Source organism: Pseudonocardia sp. UM4_GMWB1 (assembly GCF_017312155.1).
In the GTDB taxonomy this organism is placed as follows: domain Bacteria; phylum Actinomycetota; class Actinomycetes; order Mycobacteriales; family Pseudonocardiaceae; genus Pseudonocardia; species Pseudonocardia alni.
The window spans coordinates 4588089-4613671 of the sequence record NZ_QJPN01000001.1 but is presented as its reverse complement, the minus strand read 5'-3'; the positions used below and the strand labels follow the sequence as shown (position 1 = coordinate 4613671).

Genomic DNA, 25583 nt, shown 5'->3' with positions numbered 1-25583 from the left:
GCGCGGGCCGTAGTCCTTGTTCCGCCACTGGTGGACGGTCTGGACCGGTACGCCGAACCAGTCGGCGAGATCCTGGACGCTCCACAGCGTGCTCACGCCGGACCTCCACGGTCCGGGGACTGCGGCTGTCCGCGTCGTCGTTCGGCGATGCCGAGTGCGATCCCTCGTTCGGCGTCGTTGACCGCGCGATCCTCACCGACCTCGACGCTCACGGTGGCCCGCTACCTCCGTGACGACCGGTGCGGCGAGCTCGACTGCGAGCAGCAGGTCATGGAACCGGTGCGGTCGGCCCAGGGTCGCGCGGGTCGCGAGCCGTCCGATCCCCCCGAGGGCCATCAGGCCGGCGAGGAGCCGCATGCGGTCCAGGTCCGGTTCGTCGTCGGCCACGGCGTCGAGCCAGGCGACCCCGTAGCCGGGGAAGACAGGCCCCATGAAGCGAACGTGTGAGTCGACCGTCGCGTCGTCGGTCATGCCCGGCTCCCCGCGTGCTCCGCCGGCGAGCTGGATCCCACCGATCGCTATGCATGCCCACCCGGTCAGACGTCCCACGGTTCGCAGCGTCGACATGAGGTGATCCTGGCATGAGCGACGGAGGTGGTCGGACTGAATATCGACGGACTGCAGTGGCGTGGGAGGCGGTCGCCAGCTGTCCAGGAATGTGCCCGATGTCGACGATCGCAACGGGGTCGATGGACGTGGCTCCCTCATGACTCGCGGAACGAGTCGGGCCGGGTTCCCTGCGACAAGAACGCGGTCGGACACATCGCGCGTCACAATGCTTCCTGCCCCGACCACGGCATCCGCCCCGATGGTCACGGCGGGGCATCCGGTACATGCCGGCCCGGCCGGCGAGGCCCGACGACGACCGGTCACCACCACGGGGCCGGGGACCGCCGGGTGGACGGGAACTCGGCCGGCCTGTCGGTGCGCCGGGTGTGATCGCCACGGTGGAGGTACCGGTGCACCCCTGCACCGCGGGAGGAGTGCGGATCCTGCCCCATCCACCCCGGGCGACGACGAGGTCCCGTCGATCAGTACAGGAGTGCTGTGCGCGCCCCACGCGAGCGCGCTCAGATACTGATCGACAGGCGACCGGCCGGCCACGCGGCGGGCCTGAACCGGGGTGCGGGCTCAGGTCCGCTGCAGCTCCAGCACCGGGATGGTCCGCTCCGTCGAGCGCTGGTACTCGCCGAACTGCGGCTCCAGTTCGACCTGGCGGGCGTAGACCTCGTCCCGCTCGGGACCGGTGACCTCCCGCACCCGCACGGGCAGGGTCTCGGTGCCCAGCTCGACGCGGGTGTCGGGGTTCGCCAGGAGGTTGTGGTACCAGTCCGGGTTGGTGTCGGCGCCGCCCTTACTGGCGAAGATGAAGATCCGCTCGCCGTCGAGGAGCGGGACCAGGGGCGCGATCCGCTCGGTGCCGGACCGGGCTCCCGTGTGGTGCACCAGCACGAGCGGCTTGCCCTCGAACATGCCGCCCGCCCGTCCTCCGGTCGCCCGGAACTCCTCGATCACGGCGCGGTTCATCGCCGCCATGTCGAACGGGGCCGACGCGTCACTCATCTCGTGCTCCTCCCACGGGTGTCCGGCGCCGTCCGGCACCGCTCCGGTCAACCTCACCCCGTCGTCGGCCATTCCGGTGGGCCGCAACCCGATCGACGGACCCGGCCGCGTCGGGTACCCGGGACCCGTGGAGGCCGTCGAGTTCGAGCGTGTGTCCGACGCGCTCGTGTCCCGGTTCCACCGCGAGGCGTCCGACGCGGACGGGCCGCCGGTCCACCGGCGGCCGGACCGGGTCGTGTGGCGCCGGTGGCTCGACGGTGCCGGCCGGTGCGTCGTCGACGGCGAGGGCCGGCCGGACGGGTGGCCGATCGGCGCACGGCCCCGGGAGACCCGGGGCACCGCTACCCGGCCGCCTCCATGGCCACGTCGCTCCCGCGCCACTCCGCCGCCAGCTCCTCCAGTGGCACCCCGAGCGCCTCGCCCAGGCACACGATCGTCCCGAACCCGGGCGACGGCAGCCGTCCGGTCTCGAGCTTGCGCAGCGTCTCGGGGGAGATGCCGGCCGCCCGCGCGACGTCGACCGGGTCGCGGTCGCCCCGGGCCCGGCGCAGCAGCGCGCCGAGACGGCGGCCGGCCTCGATCTGCTCGGGCGTGAGGGGCTGACGGACCATGCGTCGAGGGTAGGGTCGGTATTACTGTACCGGCAAGCCGTGACGGTCCGGTATAGTAATACCGTGATCGAACTGAAGACACCGGCCGAGATCGACCGGATGCACACGACCGGCAGGTTCGTCGCCGAGGTGCTCACCGAGGTCGGCCGGATCGCCGACGTCGGCGTGAACCTCCTCGACATCGAGCAGCACGTGCGCGGCATGATCGCCGAACGCGGCGCCGAGTCCTGCTACTGGGACTACGCCCCGTCCTTCGGGCGCGGCCCGTTCCGCAACGTCATCTGTCTGTCGGTCAACGACGCCGTGCTGCACGGGCTCCCGCACGACTACGTCCTGCGCGACGGCGACGTCCTCAGCGCCGACATCGCCGTCAGCATCGACGGCTGGGTCGCCGACTCCGCCCGGACGGTCGTCGTCGGCACGACGGCCGACGAGGGCGACCTGCGCGTCATCCGGGCCACCGAGGACGCCCTGGAGGCCGCGATCGACGCGGCCCGGCCGGGCAACCGGCTCGGCGACATCTCCGCCGCCATCGGCGGGGTCGCCCGCGACTACGGCTACCCGGTCAACACCGAGTTCGGCGGGCACGACCTCGGCCGCACCATGCACGGCGACATCCACATCCCGAACGCCGGGCGGGCCGGTCGCGGCCTGACCCTGCGCCCGGGGCTGACCCTCGCACTCGAGCCCTGGTTCGCACGGACCACCGACAAGATCGTGTTCGACCCGGACGGCTGGACGATCCGCTCCGCCGACGGCTCGCGCACCGCGCATTCCGAGCACACCGTCGCGATCACCGAGGACGGCCCCACGGTGCTGACCCGCCGCGGGCAGGACTGATCGGCCCGTGCGTGTCGCCCTCGACGCACTGACCGTGCCGGTCCCGCCGGTCGACGCCGAGCGGACCCGGGCCTTCTACGGTTCCCGTCCGGCGGGCCGCGGCCCCGCCGACGCCGACGAGCTCCGCGCGGTCCGCGCCGCGGCCGCCACGCCACCGCCCGCGGTGCCGCCCGCGGTGGGGGAGGTCGCCGTCGCCGACGGCCGGCGGGTGCCGGTGCGGATCTGCCGCCCGCCGGGCACGGCGCGCGGGGTGCTCCTGCAGATCCACGGCGGCGGCTCCTACCTGGGCTCGGCCGCGCGGGACGACGTCGGGAACCGGGCGCTGTCCGAGGCGCTCGGCGTCGCGGTCGTCGCTGTCGACCACCGGCTCGCCCCGGAGCACCCCTGGCCCGCCGCCCCCGACGACTGCGCGACCGCAGCACTGTGGCTGCTCGACCGGGCGCCGGAGCTGTTCGGCACCGACCGGGTCGCGTTCACGGGCGTCTCCGCCGGGGCCACCCTGGCCGTGACGACGCTGCTGCGGTTGCGCGACCGCGGTCTGGCCGATCGGGTCGCCGGGGCCGATCTGCGGTACGGCACCTACGACCTGAGTGCCCGCACCCCGGCCGGTCGCCGCATCGCCGGCGAGTACTTCCTGCGCGCCCACGCCGGCCACGTCGCCGACCGGACCGTCCCGGACCTCTCCCCGGTGTTCGCCGACCTCACCGGCCTGCCGCCGCTGCTGATGACGGTCGGTACCGACGACGTGCTGCTGGAGGACGACCTCGCGATGGCCGCCCGGCTCGCGACGGCCGGGGCCGAGGTCGACCTGCGCGTCCACCCGGGCGTCCCGCACGGCTTCGCCGGGCACGACACCCCGGTCGCCGCGACCGCGCTGCGGTACGCACGGGACTGGCTGTCCGCCCGGATCGACGGCGCGTCCCCGCCGCCCGGCGTGTGGCGACACGACCCCGCACACCGTGCCCCGACCTCGCAGCCACTGCGGGGGCTGCGAGGTCCGGGAAGCCTCTGCGAGGTGCGACGCCGCGACCCGACCGATCACGGTGAGTCATGCAACGCGTGTTCCCGGTCTACGGAAAGTGAACCCGGTGGGTGGACGTGAACCACCGTCCGCGACATCGATCTTCCTGCGGCACACGAGAGACGGGGACGCAGTGCCTGCGACCCGTCTCCGCGCGTTACCACCATATGAACTCCGACGACCTGACCGTGCCCATCCTCGACCCCGCCCAGCTCGCCGAGCTGCGCCGCAGTACCGACCCGGCCCCCGCCGCGGCGCCACCGAACGCCGCGGCCTGGCTGCTGATGACGGTGCTGGGACTCGGCATCGTCGTGACGATGCTGGTGCTCGTCGTCGCCTGGAGCTGAGCACGGCCCGGTCGGGATCTTGTGCCACGCGTCACAAGGGAGAAGAGTCGGCCCCGGTCCGCGTCTTCGACGGAGCAGGAGCGTGACAGCAGTGACGACCGGGACGACAGCGCAGCCGACGGCGATCGAGAATCCCTATTACACCCACGAGTTCCACGGCGACTACGACCTGATCAGCCTGGGGGAGTTCGCGCTGGAGGAGGGCGGGGTGATCCCCGACCTGCAGCTCGCGGTGGCCACCTTCGGCACGCTGAACGCGGCGAAGGACAACGCGATCCTCGTGACGACCTGGTACTCGGGCACGCACCAGATCTTCCGCGACGTCTACATCGGCCCGGACCACGCGCTGAACCCGGAGCGGTACTTCATCGTCGTGGTCAACCAGATCGGCAACGGTCTGTCGACCAGCCCGCACAACGCCTCGGGTGCCAACGCGGGCATCGCGATGTCGAACTTCCCGCACGTCCGCATCGGCGACGACGTCCGTGCCCAGGAGCAGCTCCTGCGCGAGCACTACGGGATCGACCGGCTCGCGCTGGTCGTCGGGGGGTCGATGGGCGCGCAGCAGACCTACGAGTGGATGGTCCGGTTCCCGCAGAAGGTGCGCCGCGCCGCGCCGATCGCCGGGACCGCGCAGAACACCCCGCACGACTTCCTCTACACGCAGGCCCTGGTCGAGGCGATCACCTCCGACCCCGGCTTCGCCGGCGGCAACTACCGCAGCAACACCGAGGTCGAGGCCGGGCTGAAGCGGCACGCCGGCATCTGGGCGGTGATGGGGTTCTCCACCGAGTTCTGGAAGCAGGAGGTGTGGCGCGCCCTGGAGTTCGAGTCCCGCGAGGCGTTCATGGCCGGCTTCCTGGAGCCGTACTTCACCGCGATGGACCCCAACGACCTGCTGTGCATGGCGTGGAAGTGGCAACGGGGCGACGTCGCCCGTCACACCGGCGGCGACCTCGCCGAGGCGCTCGGGCGCAACGAGTCCGTCGCCCGGGTCATCCCGATCAACGAGGACATGTTCTTCCCGGTCCGTGACCACGAGGCCGAGCTGGAGCTGACCCCGCACGCGACGATCCGCGTCGTCGACGACCTGCTCGGGCACCTCGCCCTGTTCGGCGTCGCGCCCACCTACATGCCGCAGATCGACCAGTACCTGCAGGAGCTGCTCGACAGCCCGGCGTGACCGCGGGCCCGGACCGTCCCCGACCCGCCCGTTCGGGGACGGTCCGGCGCACTCCGGACACATTCGTGGCAGATACTGCCAATAAATCGTAGGCTGGGGATCACCACCACGACCCCAGGAGTGTCGATGACCCTCGCCACCGAGCGTCCCCGCCTGCCGTTCACCCGACCGAACCTGCTCGACCTCGCGCCGTTCTACGAGGTCCTGCGCCGCGAGGCGCCGATCGCGCCCGTGACCACCCCGGCCGGGGACCCGGCCTGGCTGGTGACCCGGTTCGCCGAGGTCCGCGAGCTGCTCGGGGACAAGCGGTTCGGCCGGTCGCACCCGGAGCCGGAGAAGGCGTCGAGGATCAGCACCGCCGCCGTCCAGGACGGGCCGACCGGCACCTACGAGAACGAGGCGGAGGAGCACGGCCGGATGCGCCGGCTGCTCACCCCGGCCTTCTCCGCCAAGCGGATGCGGACGCTGTCCGGGCACGTGCAGGACCTCGTCGGCGGCTACGTCGACGCGATGGTCGCCGAGCACGACGCCGCGGGCCCGGGTGCCACCGTGGACCTGCACGCCCACCTCGCCTTCCCGCTGCCCGTGGCGGTCATCTGCTCGCTGCTCGGCGTCCCCGAGTCCGACGGCGAGTACTTCCGCGCACTGTCCGACCGGATGGCGACCTTCTCCGGGGAGGACGCCCACGTCGCCCGCGAGGAGTTCGGCCGCTACATGGCCGGGCTCGCCGAGGGCAAGCGCGCCGAGCCGGGCGAGGACGTCATCACCGACCTCGTGCAGACCCAGGCCGAGGACCCCGGGTTCGGCTACCCGGAGATGGTCCGGCTCTGTGTCGGGCTGTTGTTCGCCGGCCACGAGACCACGGTGAACCGGATCGGGCTCGGCATCCTGTTCCTGATGACCAACCGCGACCAGTGGGACAGGCTCGCCGCGGACCCGGACGGCCGGGTCGACGCCGTCATCGAGGAGGTCATGCGCCTCGGCGCGCCCGGCGACCTGGGGCTGCTGCGCTACGCCCACGAAGACGTGGAGATCGCCGGGGTCACGATCGCGCGCGGCGACGCGGTGATCCTCTCGGTCAACGCCGCCAACCGCGACGTCGACGTCTTCGACCACGCCGAGACCTTCGACCCCGACCGCACCGAGCGCGGGCACGTCGGCTTCGGCCACGGGCCGCACTTCTGCATCGGCGCGAGCCTGGCCCGCACCGAGCTGCGCGCGGTGTTCGCGACGCTCGCCCGCCGGCTTCCCGGGCTGGACCTCGCCGTCGGCATGGACGAGCTCGACGTGCGCACCGACCACATCACCGGCGGCGTCCGCAGCCTGCCGGTCCGCTGGTGAGGGAGGGGACCGCGATGAAGGTCGAGGTCGACCAGCACGCGTGCGTCGGCTCGGGGCAGTGCCTGCTCACCGCCCCGGACGTGTTCGACCAGCGCGATTCCGACGCCGTCGTCGAGCTGCTCACCGACACCCCGCCGGACGGCCAGGAGCAGGCCGTGCGCAACGCGGCGCGCGGCTGCCCGGCGTCGGCGATCACCGTCGTCGACGGCTGAGCGGAGCGATGAGTCCGGGACGCCTCCGCGGTCGACCCCGGTGTACGACGCACCGACGACCGTGGAGGCACCTCCCGTGCGCACCCTCGCGATCACCCAGAACATCACCCTCGACGGCGCCGTCGAGTTCCTCGGCGACTGGTTTGACCCGAGCGCCGGGTCCGGAGGAGACGACGGCGGCGACATGCTGGCCGAGCTGCACCGCCAGGACGCCGCGTCCGACGCGACCCTGCTCGGCCGTCGCACGTTCTGCGACTTCCGCGGCTTCTGGCCCGCGCAGACCGACGACGCCACCGGCATCACCGACTACCTGAACCAGGTCGACAAGTACGTGGTGTCCTCCACGCTGACCGACCCGGAGTGGCAGAACTCCACGATCCTGTCCGGGGACCCGGTGGCCGAGGTGGCGGCGCTCAAGGAGCAGCCGGGCACCGACATCGTGCTGACCGGCAGCATCACGCTCTGCCACACGCTCATCGCCGCCGGGCTCGTCGACGAGTTCCGGCTCTTCCACCACCCCGTGGTCCAGGGTGCCGGCCGGCGGCTGTTCCCCGACGGCTGGAACGCCGAGGGGCTACGGCTCCTCGACGCCCGCTCGTTGGGCGGCGGGATCGTCTACACCGCTCACGCGCCGCGCTGATCGGCGCTCAGGTCGCCGTCTCCTCCCGGGCGGCGGCCCGCTCGACGCGGTGCCGCACGTACCGCGACACCAACAGCCCGCCCACGACGGCGACGAGCAGCCCGATCCAGGAGAACCGCTTCAGCCAGGTCTCGGCGACGATGCCGAGCAGGTAGATCAGGGCGACCGTGCCGCCCGCCCACAGCACCGCACCGGTGGCGTTCGCCGCGAGGAACGCGGGATAGCGCATCTTCATCGTCCCGGCCAGCGGCCCGGCCAGGATCCGCAGGATCGCCACGAAGCGGCCGAACAGCACCGCCCACACCCCGTGCCGGTCGAAGATGCGGCGGGCGACGGTGAGGTGGGCCGGGCCGAGGTGCTTCGGGAAGCGACGGCCGAGCCGGTCGAGCAGGCCGGTGCCGTAGCGGCGCCCGACCGAGTAGCCGATCGAGTCACCGACGATCGCGCCCGCCGTCGCCGACGCCGCGACGGCGACCGGGTCGATGTGGGACCCCGGGCGCGCGGCCAGCAGCGCCGCGCCGACCAGCACGATCTCGCCGGGGAGCGGGACCCCGATGCTCTCCACCCCGACCACACCCGCGCACAGGAAGTAGATCGCGAGCGGGGGGATCGCCATCAGGAGCATGTCGACGTGCACCACTCCATCATGCACACGTTCCGGTGGTGCGGTGACGGCCCGGTGCGGGCATCATGCGCGGGCGTGAGCACACCGCTGGAGCAGGTCTTCCTGGCCGCCCACGACGACCTGCCCCGTGAGGCGCCGGGATCGGAGGAGACGACGGCGCTGCTGCTGCGGCTGGCCGGTGACCTGCCCGAGCGGCCGCGGATCGTCGACATCGGCTGCGGGACGGGCCCCTCGACGCTCCCGCTGGCCGCGGCGACCGGTGGTGAGGTCGTCGCCGTCGATCTGCACGAGCCCTTCCTCCGGCGGCTGCGGACCCGGGCCGCGACGTCCGGGCTGGGGGAGCGGGTGCGTCCGCTCGTCGCGGCGATGGACGACCTCCCGCTGCCCGACGGCGAGGCCGACCTCGTCTGGTCCGAGGGAGCGGCCTACATCATGGGGTTCGACGCCGCGCTGGCCGGCTGGCGGCGCCTGCTCGCCCCGGGCGGTGTGCTGGTCCTCACCGAGGCCGAGTGGACGACCACCGAGCCGTCGCCCGGCGCGCGGGAGTTCTGGGACAGGAGCTACCCGGGGATGCGGACGACCGCGGAGAACGTCGCCGCCGCGGAGCGCGCCGGGTACACGGTGCAGGCGGTCTACCTGCTCCCCGACTCCGACTGGGACGCCTACTACCGGCCGCTGGCCTGCCGGATCGCGACCCTGCGTGAGGACGGCGTCGACCCGGCGGCGCTGGACGAGGTGGGCGACGAGATCGCCGTGCGGGAACGGTTCGGCGCCGAGTACGGCTACACCGGCTACGTCCTGCGTCCGCGCTGACCCGGCGTCCGGACGTGGTCGTACGCCCCCGCACCGACGACGACCTGCCGGGCTGCGTCGCGGTACTGCGTGCCGTGCACGCCGCCGACCGTTACCCGTCGACCTGGCCGGCCGACCCGGCGGCGTTCCTCTCCCCGCCGGGACTGGTCACCGCACTGGTCGTCACGGTGGGGGAGCGGGTCACCGGGCACGCCGCGCTCCTCACCGACGATGTCGACGCCGCGGGCGACTCCGGTGCGCTGCGGCTGACCCGGGTGTTCGTCGACCCGGCGGTCCGTCGTGCCGGGCACGCCCGCGCCCTGCTGGCGGGCGTCGCCACCGCGCTCGCGGCCTGTGGCCGCGACGGGGTGCTCGACGTCGTCGAGTCCGTCCCGGCCGAGCGCCTCTACCGGGCGGCCGGCTGGGTCCGCACCGGGGCCGCGCCCGCCGGATGGCGCTTCCCGGACGGTCGCGAACCGGTCGCCGCGCTCTACCGGCTGCCGATCACGCAGCGCCGAACGGGTGACGACGCAGTGCAATAGTCGACCATTGGTCACGCTGTGCTGCGCCGATCGGGCTACGGTGATCCTCGTGATCGAGGTCCCCACCCCGACGGTGGCCGGTCTGCTGCTCCGCGCGGTGCCGCAGCCCGTCCGCCGGGACGCCCACGCCGCGATGCACACCCTCGCCCCGTGGGGCGCGGTGTCGGCGCAGCTCGTGCAGGACTCCGGCGGCGGCGTCGCCGACCACGACGTGCACGTCGACGGCGACCCGGTCCACATCCCGTTCCGGACGTCGTTCCCCTGGCCGTCGTCGGCCGTGCTCGCCCGGATGGGCACGCGCCGCCGCGCCGTCGTCGCCGCGTGGATGTCGCGCAGCGAGAACGCCGGGCACCGCCAGCGCGCCGTGCGCGACCTGCTCTGCGTGCACGAGGCGTGGGTGGTGCCGTTCGTCGTCGCCCCCTGCGGGGAGTACGTCCACGAGATCGGCGCCGACATCGACCGGTTCGTCCGCACCGAGCTGGGCCGCCACCCCGCGCTCCGGCACGCCTACGCCCGCTTCGTGCGGGACAACCCGCGCTTCCTGGCCACCACGCGGCACCGCGCCGTGACCTTCCGCCACCTGGACCACCGGTGGCCGCACCGGGGCGACCCGGACCGGACCTACCCGCAGCTCGCGGCACTCGACGCGCTGTGCGCCCTCGCCTATCGGGGAGGTCAGGACTACCCGGGGGACCCGGCGCCGCCGCGGGTCACCGCGGCGGCGTCCTGATCGCTCAGGCGGACGGGGCCGCCGCCGTGACCTCCGCAGTGCCGCGGTCCAGCACCACCTCGCCGTCGACGGCGGTCCGGAACGCGACCGTGCCGTCGCCGGTGTCCCACACGGAGACGGTCAGGGACTGCCCGGGTACGACCGGCCGGGTGAACCGGGCGTCCATCGCGACGAGGCGACGGGCGTCGCCGTCGCAGACGGTCGCGACCAGCGCACGCGTGGTGAACCCGTACGTGCACATGCCGTGCAGGATCGGCCGGTCGAAACCGCCCTTCGCGGCGAACTGCGGGTCGCTGTGCAGCGGGTTGCGGTCCCCGGTCAGCCGGTACAGCAGGGCCTGGCCGGGCGTGGTCCGGTAGGCCACCTCGTGGTCGGGTGCGCGGTCGGGGACGGGGCTCGGCGCGCTGTCACCGCGGGTGCCGCCGAAGCCGCCCTCGCCGCCGAGGAACAACGTCTTCGTGCTGGTCAGCACCGGCTCGCCGGTGCCGGCGTCGACGGCCTCGGCCTCGGTGCGCACCAGCGCCCCGGACCCCTTGTCGAGCACCTCGGTGACCGTCGCGGTCACCCGGACCCGCCCCTCCACCGGCAGCGGGCCGACCACCCGGAACGCCTGCTCGGCGTGCACGACGCGCGAGGCGTCCACGTCACCGAGGTCGACCTTCGCGCCCGCTGTGACGATCTCTGCGAACGACGGCAGCACCGCCGTCCGCACGCCCCCGGTGTTCTCCGTGGTCAGCGACAGCTCGGCGGTGGGGTCCTCACCCCCCGCGCCGACGGCGACCGCGTAGAGGAGCACGTCGTCCCGTGCCCACGCGAAGCTGACCGGTTCGCACTGCGTGCCCTCGAGATCGGGCGCCAGGGGCATGGGGAGTCTCCTTCGACGTTCCACCGTGAGGCGGAAACCTATCCCGCCCGGTGCCCGCCGCCCAAGCCCCCGGTGCCCGGCTGACACACTGTCGAGGTCAATCGTGGTCGTGAAGGGAAGAGTGTGGTGACGGCATCACCGGAGGCGGTCGAGCTGGCGAAGGTGGCCGCGGCCGCCGCGGCCGACAAGAAGGCCGTCGACATCGTCGCGCTCGACGTGTCCGACCAGCTCGCGCTGACCGACTGCTTCGTGCTGGCGTCGGCGGCCAACGAGCGTCAGGTCCAGGCCATCGTCGACGAGGTCGAGGAGAAGCTGCGCGAGCGCGGCAGCAAGCCGACCCGGCGCGAGGGCGACAAGGACAACGGCTGGGTCCTGCTGGACTTCAACGACATCGTCGTGCACGTCATGCACACCGAGCAGCGCGGCTTCTACGGCCTGGACCGGCTCTGGAAGGACTGCCCGGCGATCGAGGTGCCCGACCCCCAGGGCGCCCCGGACGGCACTGCATGACGCTGCGCCGGGTCACCCTGCTGCGGCACGGGCAGACCGAGTACAACTCCGTCGGCCGGATGCAGGGGCACCTGGACACCCGGCTGACCGACGCCGGGCGCGCGCAGGCCGCGGCCGTCGCGCCGCGGCTCGCGCAGGAGCGGTTCGACCGGATCATCACCTCGGACCTGACCCGTGCCCACGACACCGCGACCGCCGTGGCCGGGGCCGTCGGGCTGCCGCTGTCGGTGGACAAGCGGCTGCGGGAGACCCACCTCGGGGACTGGCAGGGGCGCACCATCGCCGAGATCGGTGCCGACGACCCGGGCGCGATCGCCGAGTGGCGGTCCGACCCGCGGTTCACCCCGCCCGGTGGGGAGTCCCGGGTCGACGTCGTCGTCCGGTCGCTGCCGGTCGTCGAGGAGCTGGACCTCGAGTACGCCGCCGACCCGGAGGAGCGCTCCGTGCTGCTCGTCGCGCACGGCGGGATGATCGCCGGGATGGTGTGCGGGCTGCTCGACCTGCCGCAGTCGTCCTGGCCGGTGATCGGCGGGCTGGGCAACACCCGCTGGGCCGTCGTCGCCCGTCGTGACGACCATCCCCGCTGGCGCCTGTCGGGGTACAACATCGGTGCCTGACCTGCTGGTCGTCGGGGACTCGCTGGCCTTCCACGGACCCGAGCGGCCCTGCCCGGCCGACGAGCCCAGGCTGTGGCCCAACATCGCCGCCGCCCGGCTCGGGGGCCGCGCCGAGATCGTCGCGCGTGCCGGGTGGACCGCCCGGCACGCCTGGTCGGCGATCACCGGGGACCCGCGGGTGTGGGCGGCGCTGCCGCGGGTCGGAGCGGTCGTGCTCGGGGTGTCCGGGATGGACTCGCTGCCGTCCCCGCTGCCGACCGCGCTGCGCGAGCTGATCCCGGTGCTGCGCCCCGCCCCGCTGCGCCACGCCGCTCGCACCGCCTACCGGCGCGCCCAGCCGCGGCTGGCCCCGGCACTGGCGCGGCTGCCCGGCGGTGGACCGGCGACCCTGCCGCCCCGCCTCACCGCCGCCTACCTGGAACGCTGCCGCGCCGGGGTGCACGCGCTGCGCCCCGGGCTGCCGGTGGTGGCGCTGGCACCGTCGGTGCACCGCGCCGCCGACTACGGCCTGGCCCACCCGCACCGCGCCGCCACCGACGCCGCGATCCACCGCTGGGCGGCCGGCGCCCCGGCGGTGACGGTGCTCGACGTGCCCGCCCTGGTCGGCGAGCACGTCCTCGGTGGACACGGCAACCCCGACGGGCTGCACTGGGGCTGGGCGGGACACGCCGCCGTCGGGGAGGCGCTGGCCGGGCTCCTCGCGACCGTGGGGGACCGGCCGTGACCCTGCTCGGCATCGACCTGGGCACCACCTCGGTCAAGGCCGCGGTGTTCACCGGCGACGGCGCCCGGGTCGCCGCGGCCCGGGCCGCCCACCCCACCGCGCGGCCCGCACCCGGGCACGCCGAACAGGACCCGCACGACTGGTGGTCCGGGCTCATCGAGGTGGTCGGCGCGCTCGGCCCGGCACTGGCCGGGGTGACGGCGGTCGGGGTGTGCGCCCAGGTCAACACCCATCTGTTCGTCGACGACGGCGGTGCCCCCGTCCACCCGGCGATCACCTGGCAGGACGGCCGGTGCGGCCCGGTCGCGGCGGCACTGACCGGGCGGCTCACCCCCGCCGACCGGGCCCGGGTCCGGGGCGGGCTGGGCACCGTCGACGCCTCGCACGCGGCCGCCCGCGCCGCCTGGCTCGCCGCGCACCGGCCCGACGCGTGGGCCCGCGCACGGAGGCTGCTCGCCCCCAAGGACTGGCTGCTCGAGCGGCTCACCGGCACCGCCGTGGCCGACCCGTTGTCCTCGACCGGTCTCCTCGCCCCCGACGGCCGGTACCCGGACTGGCTCGACCTGCTCGTCCCCGGGCTGCGCGCGATGCCGGCGCCCTTGGCCGACCCGGCGTCGGTCGCGGGGGAGACCACCGGCGCGGGCGGGCTCCCGGCCGGGCTGCCCGTCGCCGTCGGGACGATGGACGCCTGGGCGGCGCTGCTCGGCGGCGGGATCGCCGCCCCCGGAGACGCGATCGACATCGCGGGCACCTCGGAGGTCCTGGCCCTCGCCGCGACGCCCGGCGGCAGCGCCCCGGGCATCGTCACGTTCCCGTCGTGGCGCGGGCTGCACGTGCACGCCGGGCCCACCCAGGCCGGCGGCGACGCCCTGACCTGGGCGTCCGCGGTGCTCGGCGTCGCACCGGGCGAGCTGCTGGACCGCGCCGCCGGCGCCGACCCGGGCCAGGTCCTGTTCCTGCCCCAACTCGCCGGGGAACGGGCCCCGCTGTGGGACCCGGACCTGCGAGGGCACTGGCTCGGCGCGGGCTTCGCCACCGGGCCCGCCGAGCTGGGCCGCGCCGTGCTGGAGGGCGTCGCGCACGCCGCCCGGCACGTCCTGGGGCCGCTGGAGGCCGCCGCCGGACGTCGCGCCGACACGATCGCCGCCTGCGGCGGCGGTGCGGCGAGCGACCTCTGGTGCCAGATCAAGGCCGACGTGCTGGACCGGCCGCTGCGCCGCACCGCCGAGCGCGACGCCGGGGTGCTCGGTGCCGCGATGCTCGCCGCGCTCGCGACCGGCGACGCCGCCTCGGTCGACGAGCTCGCCGGGCGCATGGTGCGGGTCGACCGGGAGTTCACCCCCGACCCGCGCACCCGCGGCCGCCTCGACGACGCGCACGGCCGCTACCTCGCCGCGCAGCGGGCACTGGCACCGCTGTTCCGCCCGACGGGTGGATAGGGTCCGGCCGTGCCCCCCTCGCCGGTCGCCGTGGTCACCGACTCCACCGCCCACCTGCCGCCCGGCGTCGCGGAACGGCGGGGCATCCACGTCGTCCCGCTGGAGGTGCGGCTCGGCGAGCGCACCGCCCGGGACGGTGTCGACGTCTCCGCCGCCGAGCTGATCACCGCCCTCGCCGACCGGACCCTGCTGGTGCAGACCTCGCGCCCGACCCCGGCCGCGTTCGCCGAGCGCTTCACCGCCCTGCTCGACGACGGCGCCCCCGCCGTCGTGGCCGTGCACCTGTCCCGGGAGCTGTCCGGCACCTGGGACGCGGCCCGGCTCGCCGCACAGGAGGTCGCCCCGGACCGGATCCGGGTCGTCGACTCCGGCGCCATCGCGATGGGTCTGGGCTTCGCCGTGCTGGCCGCCGCCGACGCCGCCGGGGCAGGTGAGGCCCCGGAGGAGGTCGAGGCCGTGGCCGGTGCCGTCGCCGCACGGGCACGGGTCCTGTTCGCGGTGCAGGACCTGGAACGGCTGCGCCGTGGCGGGCGGATCGGTGCCGCGTCCGCGCTGGTGGGCACGGCCCTGTCGGTCAAGCCGATCCTGCACCTGCGCGACGGCCGGATCGCGCCGCTGGAGAAGGTGCGGACGACCTCGCGCGCGACCGAACGGCTCGTCGCGCTCGCGGTCTCCGCGGCGGGCCCGGGGGCGCACGTCGCCGTGCACCACCTCGGTGCCGAGGACCGGGCCGAGGACATCGCCGATCGGCTGCGCGAACAGCTGCCCGACGCCGCCGGGATGCACGTCTCCGAGGTCGGCGCGGTGATCGGGGCGCACGCGGGACCGGGGCTGGTGGGGGTCGTGGTGGTGCCGGCGGGCTGACCGCCTCGTCGAGGGGGGGCCGGCTCCGGCCGCCCTGCCACGGGCCGACGGGCCCCGCCGGTGTGTAGCACGGACCGCCGACGATTCGGCACCGTGACGGCCCACGGGATGCCGTCTGTCCCCAAGCGACGGATCCGTCCACAGGCCGGACACCGGCCGGTCGGAACAGGTGTCACGGACCTAGCGTCGGATGCGTGACCAGGACCGACACCGCCCTCGACCCGGCCCGGCGGCTCGCCGGGATCGGGAGGCGCGGGCGGCCGGACACGGTCGCGGACCGGCTCGAACCCCCGACGGTCCCGTTGCCCGCGCTGCCGGTGCCTCCCGGTCCGGCCGGGTCACGCCCCGGACGACCGCCCGCACCCGGGCCACTCCCGCCGCACGATGTCAGCGGTGCCGTTCCGCCGGGTCCGATGCCGTCCGCCTCCCGACGCGACACCCCGCACCGTGCGACACCTGTTCGGCACGCCGACCCCGACGCCTCGCACGGTGCGGGACCGGAGTGGCCCGCCGACCCTCAGGGCGCGAGGCCGGTGTGGACCGCCGACCCCGACGCCGGCCACCCCCTGGCCCTGCTGGCCCGGGACGACCCCGCCCCGCCCGAGGAGACTCTCGCCGACGACGGCCCGCACGGCGGACGCCCCTCCTGGCTGCGCCGCCGGGCCCAGCGGTGGCTGCCGTCGTCGCTGGCCGGGGCGCGGGTCGACCCGGGCCGCCCCGGTGCGCTCGCGCTGGTGGCGGTGGTGCTCGTCGGTGCGCTCGTCGCCGGGGCGGGTGTGTGGCTCGACCGCCCCACCGTGCAGCCCGTCGGCGGCCTCCCCGAGGTGACGGCGGTGCCCGGCGGGGCGGCGGCCGGGGAGACGGACCGGTCGGCGGACGCGGGCGCACCGGCACCCGTCGCGGCGGCCCCGGTCACGGCGGGGCCGCTCGTCGTCAGCGTCGTCGGGCGGGTCGTCCGGCCCGGCCTCGTCCGGGTGCCCGACGGGTCGCGCGTCGCCGACGCCCTCGACGCCGCGGGGGGCCCGCTGCCCGAGGTCGACCTCAGCGTGCTCAACCTGGCGCGGCGGCTCGGGGACGGCGAACAGATCGCGGTCGGCGTCCCACCGGCCGCCGACGCCGCCCCGGTCCTGCCCGCCCCGGGCTCCGAGCCCGCGTCGGGCACCGAACCGGGCGCGGCCGCCGCCCCCGCCCCGCCCGGCGCCCCCGGCGGGAAGATCGACCTGAACACCGCGACCGCGTCCGACCTCGACGCCCTGCCCGGCGTCGGCCCGGTCACCGCGAAGAAGATCATCGACTGGCGCAATGCCAACGGGCGCTTCAGCCGGGTCGAGCAGCTGCGGGAGATCGACGGCATCGGCGAGCGCCGCTTCGCCCAGCTCCAGGAACTGGTGCGGGTGTGACCCGCGCCGGAGCCCGCCGGGCGGATGCGGTCCACGGGGAGCTCGACGACGAGCTCGACGAGCCGGCCGAGCGTCCCGCCCCACCCGACCTGCGCCTCGTCCCCGCCGCGCTCGCCACGTGGGCCGCCGTCCTCGCCGGGCTGCTCGGCGGCACCACGGGTGGGATCACCGCCGCCGTCCTCGCGGCGCTCGCCCTGCCGGTCGCGCTGCTCCGCGCCCGGACCAGCGCCCGTGCCGCGGCACCGTCGTCGATCGTGCTCGCCGCGGCCGGGTGCGCCCTCGTCGCGGCCGTCCTGGTCACCGTCCACGCGGCCGCGCTGGCGTCGCACCCGCTGCGGGCACCCGCCGACCGCGGTGCCGCCGCCGAGGTCCGCGTCCGGCTCACCGACGACCCCCGGCTCCTGCGCAGCACCACCGGCGGCGGCGACGAGTCCGGCGCCGCCCGGGCGATGGCGCTGGTACCCACCGAGCTCGTCACAGCCACCGTCGGCGGGGACCGGGCGACCACCGGCGGGAAGCTCCTGCTCCTGGCCCCGGCGGCGAGCTGGACCGGGCTGCTCCCCGGCCAGGAGGTCTCCGCCGCCGGGCTGCTCATGCCCGCACAGCGCCCCGACCTCACGATCGCCGTGCTGAAGGTCCGGGGTGCGCCGCAGGACGTGACCGCGCCGCCCTGGTGGCAGACCGGGGCCGGGGCGCTGCGCGACGGCCTGCGCGACGCGGCGGTCTCCGCGCTGCCCGAGGCACCCGCGGGACTGCTGCCCGGGCTCGCGATCGGGGACACCCGCGCCCAGCTCGCCGAGACCGAGCAGGACTTCCGCACCGCCGGGCTCGCGCATCTCACCGCCGTCTCCGGGGCCAACGTCGCGATCATCACCGGGGCGGTGCTGCTCCTCCTGCGCCTGTTCCGGACCGACCCGCGGATCGCGGCCGCGGCCGCGATGCTGGCCCTGGTCGGGTTCGTCGTGCTGGCCCGGCCGTCACCGTCGGTACTGCGGGCGGCGGTCATGGGCGGGGTGGTGCTGATCGCGTTCGCGGCCGGCCGCGCCCGGTCGGCGGTGCCCGCGCTGGCGGTGGCCGTGCTCGGCCTGCTGCTGGCCGCCCCCGACCTGGCCGTCGACGCCGGGTTCGTGCTCTCCGTCGTCGCCACCGGTGCACTGGTCCTGCTCGGCCCGGGCTGGACGGCGGCGTTGCGACGGCGCGGGCTGCCGTCCGGACCGGCCGAGGCACTGGTCGTCCCGGTCGCCGCGGCCCTGGCCACCGCGCCGGTGATCGCCGGGCTCAACGGGGGAGTCGGGCTGGTCACCGTGGTGGCGAACCTGCTCGCGGCGCCCGCCGTCGCCCCCGCGACGGTGCTGGGCGTGCTCGGTGCGGTGCTGTCCGCGGTGAGCCCGGCCGCCGCATGGTGCTGCGCCTGGCTGGCGGGACCGTTCGTGTGGTGGCTGGTGGTGGTCGGGGACCGGGCCGCCGCGGTGCCCGGTGCCACCGTGCCGTGGCCCGCGGGGGCGGGCGGCGCGCTGCTGCTCACCGGGGTGCTGGTCGTGCTACTGGCGATGGGCCGGGTGCCCCGGCTGCGGGCGCTGTTGCTGGCCCTGCTGGTCGGGCTGCTCGTCGTCCTCGTCCCGACCCGGTTCGCGCCGCCCGGATGGCCGCCCGCCGGGTGGCGGATGGTGGCCTGCGACGTCGGTCAGGGCGACGCGCTCGTCCTCGCCACCGGTACCCCCGGGCACGCCGTCCTGGTCGACACCGGGCCGACCGACGACGCCGTCGACACCTGCCTGGACCGGCTCGGCGTCCGGGTCCTGGAGCTCGTGGTGATCACCCATTTCCACGCCGACCACGACGGCGGACTCGCCGGCGCGCTGCGTGGCCGCGCCGCGGGCGGCATCGCCGTCGGGCCGGTACGGGAGCCGGCGTCCGGGCTGCGTGACATCACCCGGCGTGCCGAGGAGGCCGGTGCCCCGGTGGTGGGGCTCGCGCGCGGGATGGCGCTGGGCTGGCCGGAGCTGCGCCTGCAGGTCCTCGGTCCGGTCCACCCGCCCCTGACGGTCGACGGCAGCGACGGGACGGCGGTCAACGACATCTCGCTGCTGCTGCGCGCGACCACCCCGGCCGCGACGATCCTGCTGACCGGCGACGCCGAGCTGGTCGCCCAGGACGACCTGCTCGACTCCGGGGCCGACCTGCGGGCGGACGTGCTGAAGATGCCCCACCACGGGTCCCGCAAGGTGGTCCCGCGGCTGATCACGGCCGTCGCGCCGCGGGCGGCGGTGATCAGCGTCGGAAACGGCAACAGCTACCGGCACCCCAACGCGGAGCTGGTGGACCGGCTCGCCGGGGCGGGGATCGTCGTCGCACGCACCGACCGGTCCGGCGACCTGGCCCTGACCGGCGACGACCCGGCCGGGCTGACGGTGGTCGCGCGGGGCGACCCCCGTCCGGCGCCCGGCTGGCGGGGCCGGTCAGCCTCGGTTCGCCAGCGCCTCGCGGACCGCGGCGGACGTCGACGGCACGGTCGCCGTCGGGCCGACCTCGCCGGAGACGGCGTCGAGGGTCTTGAGGCCGTCTCCGGTGATCATGAGGACGGTCTCGGCGTCGGGGTCGAGTGCCCCGGCCTCGAGCAGCTTCCTGGTGGTCGCGATGGTGACCCCGCCCGCGGTCTCGGCGAACACGCCCTCGGTGCGGGCCAGGAGCCGAATGCCGGCGACGACCTCCTCGTCGGACACGTGCCCCACCGAGCCGCCGGTACGGCGCACCGAGTCGAGGACGTACGGACCGTCGGCCGGGTTCCCGATCGCCAGCGAGCGCGCGATGGTGTCCGGCTTCTGCGGCTGGATCACGTCGTGGCCGGCCTCGAAGGCCCGCGCGACCGGTGAGCAGCCGGTGGCCTGGGCGCCGAACACGGTGTACGGGGTGGGCTCGACCAGACCCAGGGTGCCGAGCTCGGTGAACCCCTTGTCGATCTTGGTGAGCTGGGAGCCGGACGCCACCGGGACCACGACCTGCTGCGGGAGCCGCCAGCCGAGCTGCTCGGCGACCTCGTAGCCCAGGGTCTTCGAGCCCTCGGCGTAGTACGGCCGGACGTTGACGTTCACGAACGCCCAGTCCTCGTGCTCGGCGGCCAGCTCGGTGGCGAGCCGGTTGACGTCGTCGTAGTTGCCGTCGACGGCGAGCAGGGTGCCGCCGTAGACGGCGGTGGTGACGATCTTCGCCTGCTCCAGCGAGGACGGGATCAGCACGACCGAGTCCCAGCCGGCACGGGCGGCCGCGGCGGCGACGGCGTTGGCCAGGTTGCCCGTCGAGGGGCAGCACAGCACCGAGAAGCCGAGCTCACGGGCGGCGGCGAGTGCGACGGCGACGACGCGGTCCTTGAACGAGTGCGTCGGGTTGCCCGTGTCGTCCTTGATCCAGATCTTGCGGACGCCGAGCGCGCGGGCCAGGTTGTCGGCCTCGATCAGCCGGGTCAGGCCGGGCTCGGTGTTCGCATGCTGCTCGACGGTCGACGGGACCGGCAGCAGGTCCTTGTAGCGCCAGATCGACTTCGGCCCGGCCTCGATGGAGGCGCGGGTGACCGTCGGGAACTCGTAGGCGACTTCGAGGGGGCCGAAACAGCGCGGGCACGCGAACTCCGCGGCGAGCGGGATCTCGTGGCGGCACTCGCGGCACGCGAGAGCGCGCGCGGAGCCGAGGTCGTAGGCGGAGGTGGTTTCGGGCGCAGCAGTGAGAGTCACGAGATCTCCTCATCTGTCCCGCCGGATGTGGCGGGCCGGAATTGGCACCGTGTTCGTCGACGTCCTCGCCACGCGGAATGCGCAGGTCTGGGCGGATCGTCGTGCGACGCCGGTTGCCGGGGCTTCAACGGGCCGTTCCCTCTGCCCCTCTGGATGAGCCATATGCGGTTGTGGTGCTCCGGACGCCGGGCGCCGGAATCGACGACGACCGTACGCGAGCGGGACACCCCACCGCCAGGCGACGTTCTCCGGTCGGGACGCGACTCACCCGTTGTCGGAGGTGTGGGCCACCATGGGGGTGTGAGCAGCACGAGCGAACCGGGCCCGCTGCAGCTGGTCGTCGGGGACGACGAGTTCCTGGCCGAGCGGGCGGTGTCCGACCTGGTCCGACGCGCCCGGCAGCGCGATCCGGAGACCGAGCTGCGCCGCTTCCGCACCTCCGAGGTGGCACCCGGCGAGCTCGCCGGGCACCTCAGCCCCTCGCTCTTCGCGGAGGGCAGGGTGATCGTGCTCACCCACGGTCAGGACGCGAACAAGGACATGACCGCCGCCATCGCCGACTACGTGAAGGACCCGGCCGACGGGATCGTGCTCGTGGTCCAGCACGCCGGGGGAGCGAAGGGCAAGGCGGTCCTGGACCTGATGCGCAAGGCCGGGGCGCACACCGTCACCTGCAACCGCATCACCCGCGCCGACGAGCGGTCGGACTTCGTGCGCGACGAGGTCCGCCGCCACGGCGGCACGATCACGCCCGGGGCGCTCGCGGTGCTGGTCGAGGCGGTCGGGTCGGACCTGCGGGAGCTGGCGGCCGCGGCCGGGCAGCTCGTCGCGGACACCGGCGGCGCCGTGGAGGAGGCCGGGGTGCGGCGCTACCACCGCGGCCGGGCCGAGTCCTCGGGCTTCGCGGTGGCCGACGCGGCGGTCGCGGGGGACCGGCGGGCGGCGATGGAGGCGCTGCGGTGGGCGCTGGTGCTCGGTGTCCCGCACGTGCTGATCGCCGACGCGCTCGCGGACTCGGTGCGCACCCTGGCCAAGGTCGGCTCGGCCGGGCGGGGCGACCCGAACCGGCTGGCCGGGGAGCTGGGCATGCCGCCCTGGAAGATCCGCAAGGCGCAGCAGACGGTCCGGCAGTGGCGCCCGGAGCAGCTCGCCGTTGCCATCGCGGCGACGGCGCGGGTGAACGCCGACGTCAAGGGCGTCGCCGCGGACGCGGGGTACGCATTGGAGCGGGCCGTGCTGGCCGTCGTGTCCGCGCGCACCCCGCGCTGACCCGGCCGGACCCCCGAGCGCTCGACAGCGCCGCCCCGCGGGACCCGGGAGCGACAACGGTGCCGCCCCGCGGCCCCGGGAGCGGCGACGGTGCCGCCCCGCTCGGCCCCGGGGACACCGGCCGTGCCGGGCCGCCCGGGGTCCGGAAAGACGACGACGGCGCCGCCCGGGTGGGGCGGCGCCGTCGTCGGAAGAACCGGGGTGGCTCAGGCCTGGACGTCGTTGAGACGCTTGGCCAGGGCCGACTTGCGGTTGGCCGCCTGGTTCCGGTGGATGACGCCCTTGCCGGCCGCCTTGTCGAGGGCCTTGGCCGCCTTGCGCTGCAGCTCCACGACGTTGTCGGCGCCGGAGTCGGCGGCCTCGCGGAAGTGGCGGATCGCGGTCTTGACCGACGACTTCACCGACTTGTTGCGCTGCCGGCGCTTCTCGTTGGTCTTGACTCGCTTGATCTGCGACTTGATGTTGGCCACGTCTGCCTCTGGTCTTCCTGCCTGCTGGTCGGCTGGTGAGTGTTCTCGTCCGGGTCCGCTCCGGCGGCACCGAACAGCATCACTGGAGAGAGGGTCCAGGCCGTTTCGGGCGAGCACGCCGAGCGCTCGACGCACAAGGTTACCAGCGGTGTCGTCGCGCCCTGTGCCGGGTCACCAGACGCGGTAGGGCAGGAACTTCCCGTTGAGGGTGATCACGGCCCGGTCGCCCTTGGGGTCGGGCACCCGCTGCAGGTCCAGCTCGAAGTCGATGGCCGAGACAATGCCGTCGCCGAACTCCTCACGGACCAGCTCCGAGATCGTCGTTCCGTACACCTGGACCATCTCCGAGAGCCGGTAGACCAGTGGGTCGGTGAGGTCCACCGCGGCCGCGCCGCGGACCGGCGGGAGGGTGAGCGCGTCGACGACGTCGGGGTCCAGGTCGAGCAGCGAACCCGCGGTCTCGGCCTGCTCGCGGGTCAGCGTCTGCTGTCCGAGCAGGGCCGAGGTGGACCACTCGACCGGGTGGCCCAACGCCTCGGCGATCTTGTCCCAGGTGAGGCCCAGCTTCTTCTTGCGGGCCAGTACGACGCGGGCGGCGCCCAGTCGGTCGAGCGGGGGGACGGGGGTGACCGACACGGTGACTCCTCCGGGTGGGGGTGGCGTACCCGTTCGATCGTGCGCGATCGGCGGGCGGGCGGCAACGCCGGGACGCGTCGCGTGAACGGCGTGTGACGATCTGCGGTGCCACCACGGCGGTCGCCCGGCCCGACATGGGACGATGGGACCCAGTGCCCCGAGCCCCGAGTGCCCTGAGCACCCGAAGTGCCCGAAGCCCCACGCATGAGCGAAAGCCGAGTACAGCCGAGTGACGACGTACGCCGACCGCACGTTCACCCCGCCGGAGCGCATCCGGAACTTCTGCATCATCGCCCACATCGACCACGGGAAGTCCACCCTGGCCGACCGGATGCTGCAGGTCACCGGGGTGCTCAGCGCGCGTGACGCCCGGGCCCAGTACCTGGACCGGATGGACATCGAGCGCGAGCGCGGCATCACGATCAAGGCGCAGAACGTCCGACTGCCGTGGACCGCGAAGAACGCCGACGGCGTCGAGACCGAGCACGTCCTGCACCTGATCGACACCCCCGGCCACGTCGACTTCACCTACGAGGTCTCCCGGGCGCTCGAGGCGTGCGAGGGCGCGATCCTGCTGGTCGACGCCGCGCAGGGGATCGAGGCGCAGACCCTGGCCAACCTGTACCTGGCCATGGAGAAGGACCTGCACATCATCCCGGTCCTGAACAAGATCGACCTGCCCGCCGCGGACCCGGAGCGCTACGCCGCGGAGATCGCGCACATCACCGGCTGCGAGCCGGAGGACGTGCTGCGGTGCAGCGCCAAGACCGGTGAGGGCGTGGAGGCGGTGCTCGACGCCGTCATCGCGCAGGTCCCCGCCCCGGTCGGCGACGCCGACGCCCCCGCCCGCGCGATGATCTTCGACTCGGTCTACGACACCTACCGCGGCGTCGTCACCTACATCCGGGTCGTCGACGGGAAGCTCTCCCCGCGCGAGAAGATCAAGATGATGTCCACCGGTGCCGAGCACGAGCTGCTCGAGATCGGCATCGTCTCCCCGGAGCCCAAGCCGTCCGCCGGCCTGGGGGTCGGCGAGGTCGGCTACCTCATCACCGGGGTGAAGGACGTCCGTCAGTCCAAGGTCGGCGACACCGTCACGTCCAAGCGCAACGGGGCCACCGCGCCACTGACCGGCTACCGCGAGCCGCAGCCGATGGTCTACTCCGGGCTCTATCCGATCGACGGGTCGCAGTACCCCGACCTGCGCGAGGCGTTGGACAAGCTGCAGCTCAACGACGCCGCGCTCACCTACGAGCCCGAGACCTCGGCCGCGCTGGGCTTCGGCTTCCGCTGCGGCTTCCTCGGCCTGCTGCACCTGGAGATCACCCGCGAGCGGCTCGAGCGCGAGTTCGACCTCGACCTGATCTCCACCGCACCCAACGTCGTCTACCAGGTCACCACCGACGACGGCGAGGAGATCGAGGTGACCAACCCCAGCGACTGGCCGGTGGGCAAGGTCGCCGAGGTCCGCGAGCCGATCACCAAGATCACCATCCTGGCGCCGTCGGAGTTCGTCGGCACCATCATGGAGCTCTGCCAGAGCCGGCGCGGCCAGCTCGGTGGGATGGACTACCTGTCCGAGACCCGCGTCGAGCTGCGCTACACGATGCCGCTCGGCGAGATCATCTTCGACTTCTTCGACAACCTGAAGTCCCGCACGCGCGGCTACGCCAGCCTCGACTACGAGGAGGCCGGCGAGCAAGTGGCCGACCTGGTGAAGGTCGACATCCTGCTGCAGGGCGAGGCCGTCGACGCGTTCTCCGCGATCGTGCACAAGGAGTCGGCGTACTCCTACGGCACCTCGATGGCGACCAAGCTGCGCGAGCTCATCCCGCGCCAGCAGTTCGAGGTGCCGATCCAGGCCGCCGTCGGCGCCCGGATCATCGCCCGCGAGACGATCCGCGCGATCCGCAAGGACGTCCTCGCCAAGTGCTACGGCGGCGACATCTCCCGCAAGCGCAAGCTGCTGGAGAAGCAGAAGGAGGGCAAGAAGCGGATGAAGACGATCGGCCGCGTCGAGGTCCCGCAGGAGGCCTTCGTCGCCGCGCTGTCCACCGGTGGCGGGACGGCCACCGAGAAGCCCAAGAAGTAGCCCCCCGGACGCGAAGCGGGCCCGACTCCCGGCTGGGGGTCGGGCCCGACGTGTACGTGGTGGGGGGCGGGGGAGCGCGGGGGCGGTCTACATGACCGAGCCCGCCCGGGGGCCGGGGATCGGCCCGTCGCACGACGCGGGCCGGGCGGCGGGGGCACGGCGCGGCGACAGGATGCGCTGCACCCGCTGGCAGACGGACTCGACGACCGTCCGGCCCTCGGCCGACAGGTGCACCAGCACGCGGCGCCGGTCGAGCGGGTCGGCCGACCGGTAGGCCAGCTTCTTCTCGACGAGGCGGTCCACGATCCGGGTGGCCGTGGGGGCGGGCAGCGACGTGTGTCCCGCGACCTCGCCCATGCTGCGGCCGGTGCCGCGGGCGAGCATCAACAGGACCCGCCAGCCGTCACGGCTGACGTCCGTCGAGGACGGGTTGGTGGACAGGGCTGTGGCCACGGCGTGGTCGACCCGGTCCAGGAACTCGACGACACCCGCGGCTCCAGGCGTCGGGGCAGCCATGGTGGC

General features: G+C 74.4%; 27 protein-coding genes, 1 pseudogene and 1 riboswitch. Of the genes and pseudogenes, 19 read left to right on the top strand and 9 right to left on the bottom strand.

Annotation, left to right across the window (positions count from 1 at the left end):
• Positions 1-192: 192 nt before the first annotated feature.
• The 3 genes from DMP15_RS21545 to DMP15_RS21535 all read right to left on the bottom strand — a co-directional run bounded on the left by DMP15_RS21545 (position 193) and on the right by DMP15_RS21535 (position 2174).
• Positions 193-567 carry a DUF4345 domain-containing protein gene (locus tag DMP15_RS21545; protein ID WP_337826371.1) on the bottom strand — a complete coding sequence of 125 codons (375 nt, stop codon included), beginning with the start codon at positions 565-567 and terminating at the stop codon, positions 193-195.
• 564 nt (positions 568-1131) lie between these two features.
• Positions 1132-1563 carry a nitroreductase family deazaflavin-dependent oxidoreductase gene (locus DMP15_RS21540; protein WP_337826370.1) on the bottom strand — a complete coding sequence of 144 codons (432 nt, stop codon included), beginning with the start codon at positions 1561-1563 and terminating at the stop codon, positions 1132-1134.
• A 341-nt stretch (positions 1564-1904) separates the two neighbouring features.
• Positions 1905-2174: a helix-turn-helix domain-containing protein gene (locus tag DMP15_RS21535; RefSeq protein WP_073578031.1), complete on the bottom strand. Its 270-nt coding sequence runs from the start codon at positions 2172-2174 to the stop codon at positions 1905-1907.
• A gap of 63 nt (positions 2175-2237) precedes the next feature.
• Between DMP15_RS21535 and map the strand changes: the two genes are divergently transcribed.
• From map to DMP15_RS21500, 7 genes are all read left to right on the top strand, one after another.
• Positions 2238-3014, top strand: a complete 777-nt coding sequence (gene map, locus DMP15_RS21530) for a type I methionyl aminopeptidase (protein WP_073578030.1) — start codon at positions 2238-2240, stop codon at positions 3012-3014.
• A gap of 7 nt (positions 3015-3021) precedes the next feature.
• On the top strand, positions 3022-4116 hold the full coding sequence (locus DMP15_RS21525) for an alpha/beta hydrolase (RefSeq protein WP_337826369.1): 1095 nt from the start codon (positions 3022-3024) through the stop codon (positions 4114-4116).
• Between the two features lie 86 nt (positions 4117-4202).
• Positions 4203-4382: a hypothetical protein gene (locus tag DMP15_RS21520; protein ID WP_073578029.1), complete on the top strand. Its 180-nt coding sequence runs from the start codon at positions 4203-4205 to the stop codon at positions 4380-4382.
• 82 nt (positions 4383-4464) lie between these two features.
• On the top strand, positions 4465-5565 hold the full coding sequence (locus DMP15_RS21515) for an alpha/beta fold hydrolase (protein ID WP_301549177.1): 1101 nt from the start codon (positions 4465-4467) through the stop codon (positions 5563-5565).
• Positions 5566-5691: 126 nt separating this feature from the next.
• A complete protein-coding gene (locus DMP15_RS21510; protein ID WP_337826368.1) occupies positions 5692-6906 on the top strand; it encodes a cytochrome P450 in 1215 nt (404 codons plus the stop codon).
• A gap of 14 nt (positions 6907-6920) precedes the next feature.
• On the top strand, positions 6921-7118 hold the full coding sequence (locus tag DMP15_RS21505; protein WP_062404434.1) for a ferredoxin: 198 nt from the start codon (positions 6921-6923) through the stop codon (positions 7116-7118).
• A gap of 76 nt (positions 7119-7194) precedes the next feature.
• On the top strand, positions 7195-7758 hold the full coding sequence (locus DMP15_RS21500) for a dihydrofolate reductase family protein (protein ID WP_073578248.1): 564 nt from the start codon (positions 7195-7197) through the stop codon (positions 7756-7758).
• A 7-nt stretch (positions 7759-7765) separates the two neighbouring features.
• On the opposite strand, the gene DMP15_RS21495 is transcribed toward DMP15_RS21500, so the two are convergent.
• On the bottom strand, positions 7766-8395 hold the full coding sequence (locus DMP15_RS21495) for a DedA family protein (RefSeq protein ID WP_073578247.1): 630 nt from the start codon (positions 8393-8395) through the stop codon (positions 7766-7768).
• Between the two features lie 63 nt (positions 8396-8458).
• Between DMP15_RS21495 and DMP15_RS21490 the strand changes: the two genes are divergently transcribed.
• Genes DMP15_RS21490 through DMP15_RS21480 form a run of 3 tightly spaced genes read left to right on the top strand, consistent with a single transcriptional unit; the run spans position 8459 to position 10447 of the window.
• Positions 8459-9196 (top strand): class I SAM-dependent methyltransferase, encoded by a 738-nt coding sequence (locus DMP15_RS21490; protein WP_073578028.1) that lies wholly within the window; start codon positions 8459-8461, stop codon positions 9194-9196.
• 14 nt (positions 9197-9210) lie between these two features.
• A complete protein-coding gene (locus tag DMP15_RS21485) occupies positions 9211-9717 on the top strand; it encodes a GNAT family N-acetyltransferase (protein WP_073578027.1) in 507 nt (168 codons plus the stop codon).
• A 49-nt stretch (positions 9718-9766) separates the two neighbouring features.
• Entirely contained in the window at positions 9767-10447 is a 681-nt protein-coding gene (locus tag DMP15_RS21480) for a hypothetical protein (RefSeq protein WP_337826367.1), read from the top strand.
• A gap of 4 nt (positions 10448-10451) precedes the next feature.
• Here the strand turns inward: DMP15_RS21480 and DMP15_RS21475 are convergent, their stop codons facing one another.
• Positions 10452-11312, bottom strand: a complete 861-nt coding sequence (locus DMP15_RS21475) for a MaoC family dehydratase (RefSeq protein ID WP_073578025.1) — start codon at positions 11310-11312, stop codon at positions 10452-10454.
• Between the two features lie 126 nt (positions 11313-11438).
• Here DMP15_RS21475 and rsfS point away from each other — a divergent pair, with 126 nt between their 5' ends.
• From rsfS to DMP15_RS21440, 7 genes and pseudogenes are all read left to right on the top strand, one after another.
• Positions 11439-11822, top strand: a complete 384-nt coding sequence (gene rsfS, locus DMP15_RS21470) for a ribosome silencing factor (protein WP_073578246.1) — start codon at positions 11439-11441, stop codon at positions 11820-11822.
• Complete coding sequence (locus DMP15_RS21465) at positions 11819-12439, top strand: histidine phosphatase family protein (protein ID WP_073578024.1); 621 nt, start codon at positions 11819-11821, stop codon at positions 12437-12439. Before rsfS ends, DMP15_RS21465 begins: the two co-directional genes overlap by 4 nt.
• Positions 12432-13163 carry a diglucosylglycerate octanoyltransferase gene (gene octT, locus DMP15_RS21460; RefSeq protein ID WP_073578023.1) on the top strand — a complete coding sequence of 244 codons (732 nt, stop codon included), beginning with the start codon at positions 12432-12434 and terminating at the stop codon, positions 13161-13163. Before DMP15_RS21465 ends, octT begins: the two co-directional genes overlap by 8 nt.
• A complete protein-coding gene (locus tag DMP15_RS21455; RefSeq protein ID WP_073578022.1) occupies positions 13160-14602 on the top strand; it encodes a xylulokinase in 1443 nt (480 codons plus the stop codon). Before octT ends, DMP15_RS21455 begins: the two co-directional genes overlap by 4 nt.
• A gap of 9 nt (positions 14603-14611) precedes the next feature.
• Entirely contained in the window at positions 14612-15466 is an 855-nt protein-coding gene (locus tag DMP15_RS21450) for a DegV family protein (protein WP_161152801.1), read from the top strand.
• A gap of 533 nt (positions 15467-15999) precedes the next feature.
• The gene (locus DMP15_RS21445; RefSeq protein ID WP_083659058.1) at positions 16000-16866 is read left to right on the top strand and encodes a helix-hairpin-helix domain-containing protein; all 867 of its coding nucleotides are present in this window, start codon (positions 16000-16002) and stop codon (positions 16864-16866) included.
• A gap of 449 nt (positions 16867-17315) precedes the next feature.
• A pseudogene (locus DMP15_RS21440) lies at positions 17316-19085 on the top strand (ComEC/Rec2 family competence protein); the annotation flags it as partial.
• A gap of 240 nt (positions 19086-19325) precedes the next feature.
• On the opposite strand, the gene thrC reads toward DMP15_RS21440, so the two are convergent.
• The gene (thrC, locus tag DMP15_RS21435; protein ID WP_073578019.1) at positions 19326-20594 is read right to left on the bottom strand and encodes a threonine synthase; all 1269 of its coding nucleotides are present in this window, start codon (positions 20592-20594) and stop codon (positions 19326-19328) included.
• 6 nt (positions 20595-20600) lie between these two features.
• A riboswitch (SAM riboswitch) is annotated at positions 20601-20754 on the bottom strand.
• A 140-nt stretch (positions 20755-20894) separates the two neighbouring features.
• On the opposite strand from thrC, the gene holA reads away from it, so the two are divergent.
• Positions 20895-21863, top strand: a complete 969-nt coding sequence (holA, locus tag DMP15_RS21430; RefSeq protein ID WP_337826366.1) for a DNA polymerase III subunit delta — start codon at positions 20895-20897, stop codon at positions 21861-21863.
• Between the two features lie 206 nt (positions 21864-22069).
• Here the strand turns inward: holA and rpsT are convergent, their stop codons facing one another.
• The gene (gene rpsT / locus DMP15_RS21425) at positions 22070-22333 is read right to left on the bottom strand and encodes a 30S ribosomal protein S20 (RefSeq protein WP_062401442.1); all 264 of its coding nucleotides are present in this window, start codon (positions 22331-22333) and stop codon (positions 22070-22072) included.
• 171 nt (positions 22334-22504) lie between these two features.
• Positions 22505-22969 (bottom strand): cyanase, encoded by a 465-nt coding sequence (gene cynS / locus DMP15_RS21420; protein ID WP_253068178.1) that lies wholly within the window; start codon positions 22967-22969, stop codon positions 22505-22507.
• A 229-nt stretch (positions 22970-23198) separates the two neighbouring features.
• On the opposite strand from cynS, the gene lepA reads away from it, so the two are divergent.
• On the top strand, positions 23199-25061 hold the full coding sequence (lepA, locus tag DMP15_RS21415) for a translation elongation factor 4 (RefSeq protein ID WP_337826365.1): 1863 nt from the start codon (positions 23199-23201) through the stop codon (positions 25059-25061).
• Between the two features lie 87 nt (positions 25062-25148).
• Here lepA and DMP15_RS21410 read toward each other — a convergent pair whose 3' ends face one another.
• Positions 25149-25577 carry a MarR family winged helix-turn-helix transcriptional regulator gene (locus DMP15_RS21410; RefSeq protein WP_073578016.1) on the bottom strand — a complete coding sequence of 143 codons (429 nt, stop codon included), beginning with the start codon at positions 25575-25577 and terminating at the stop codon, positions 25149-25151.
• Between the last annotated feature and the right edge of the window lie 6 nt (positions 25578-25583).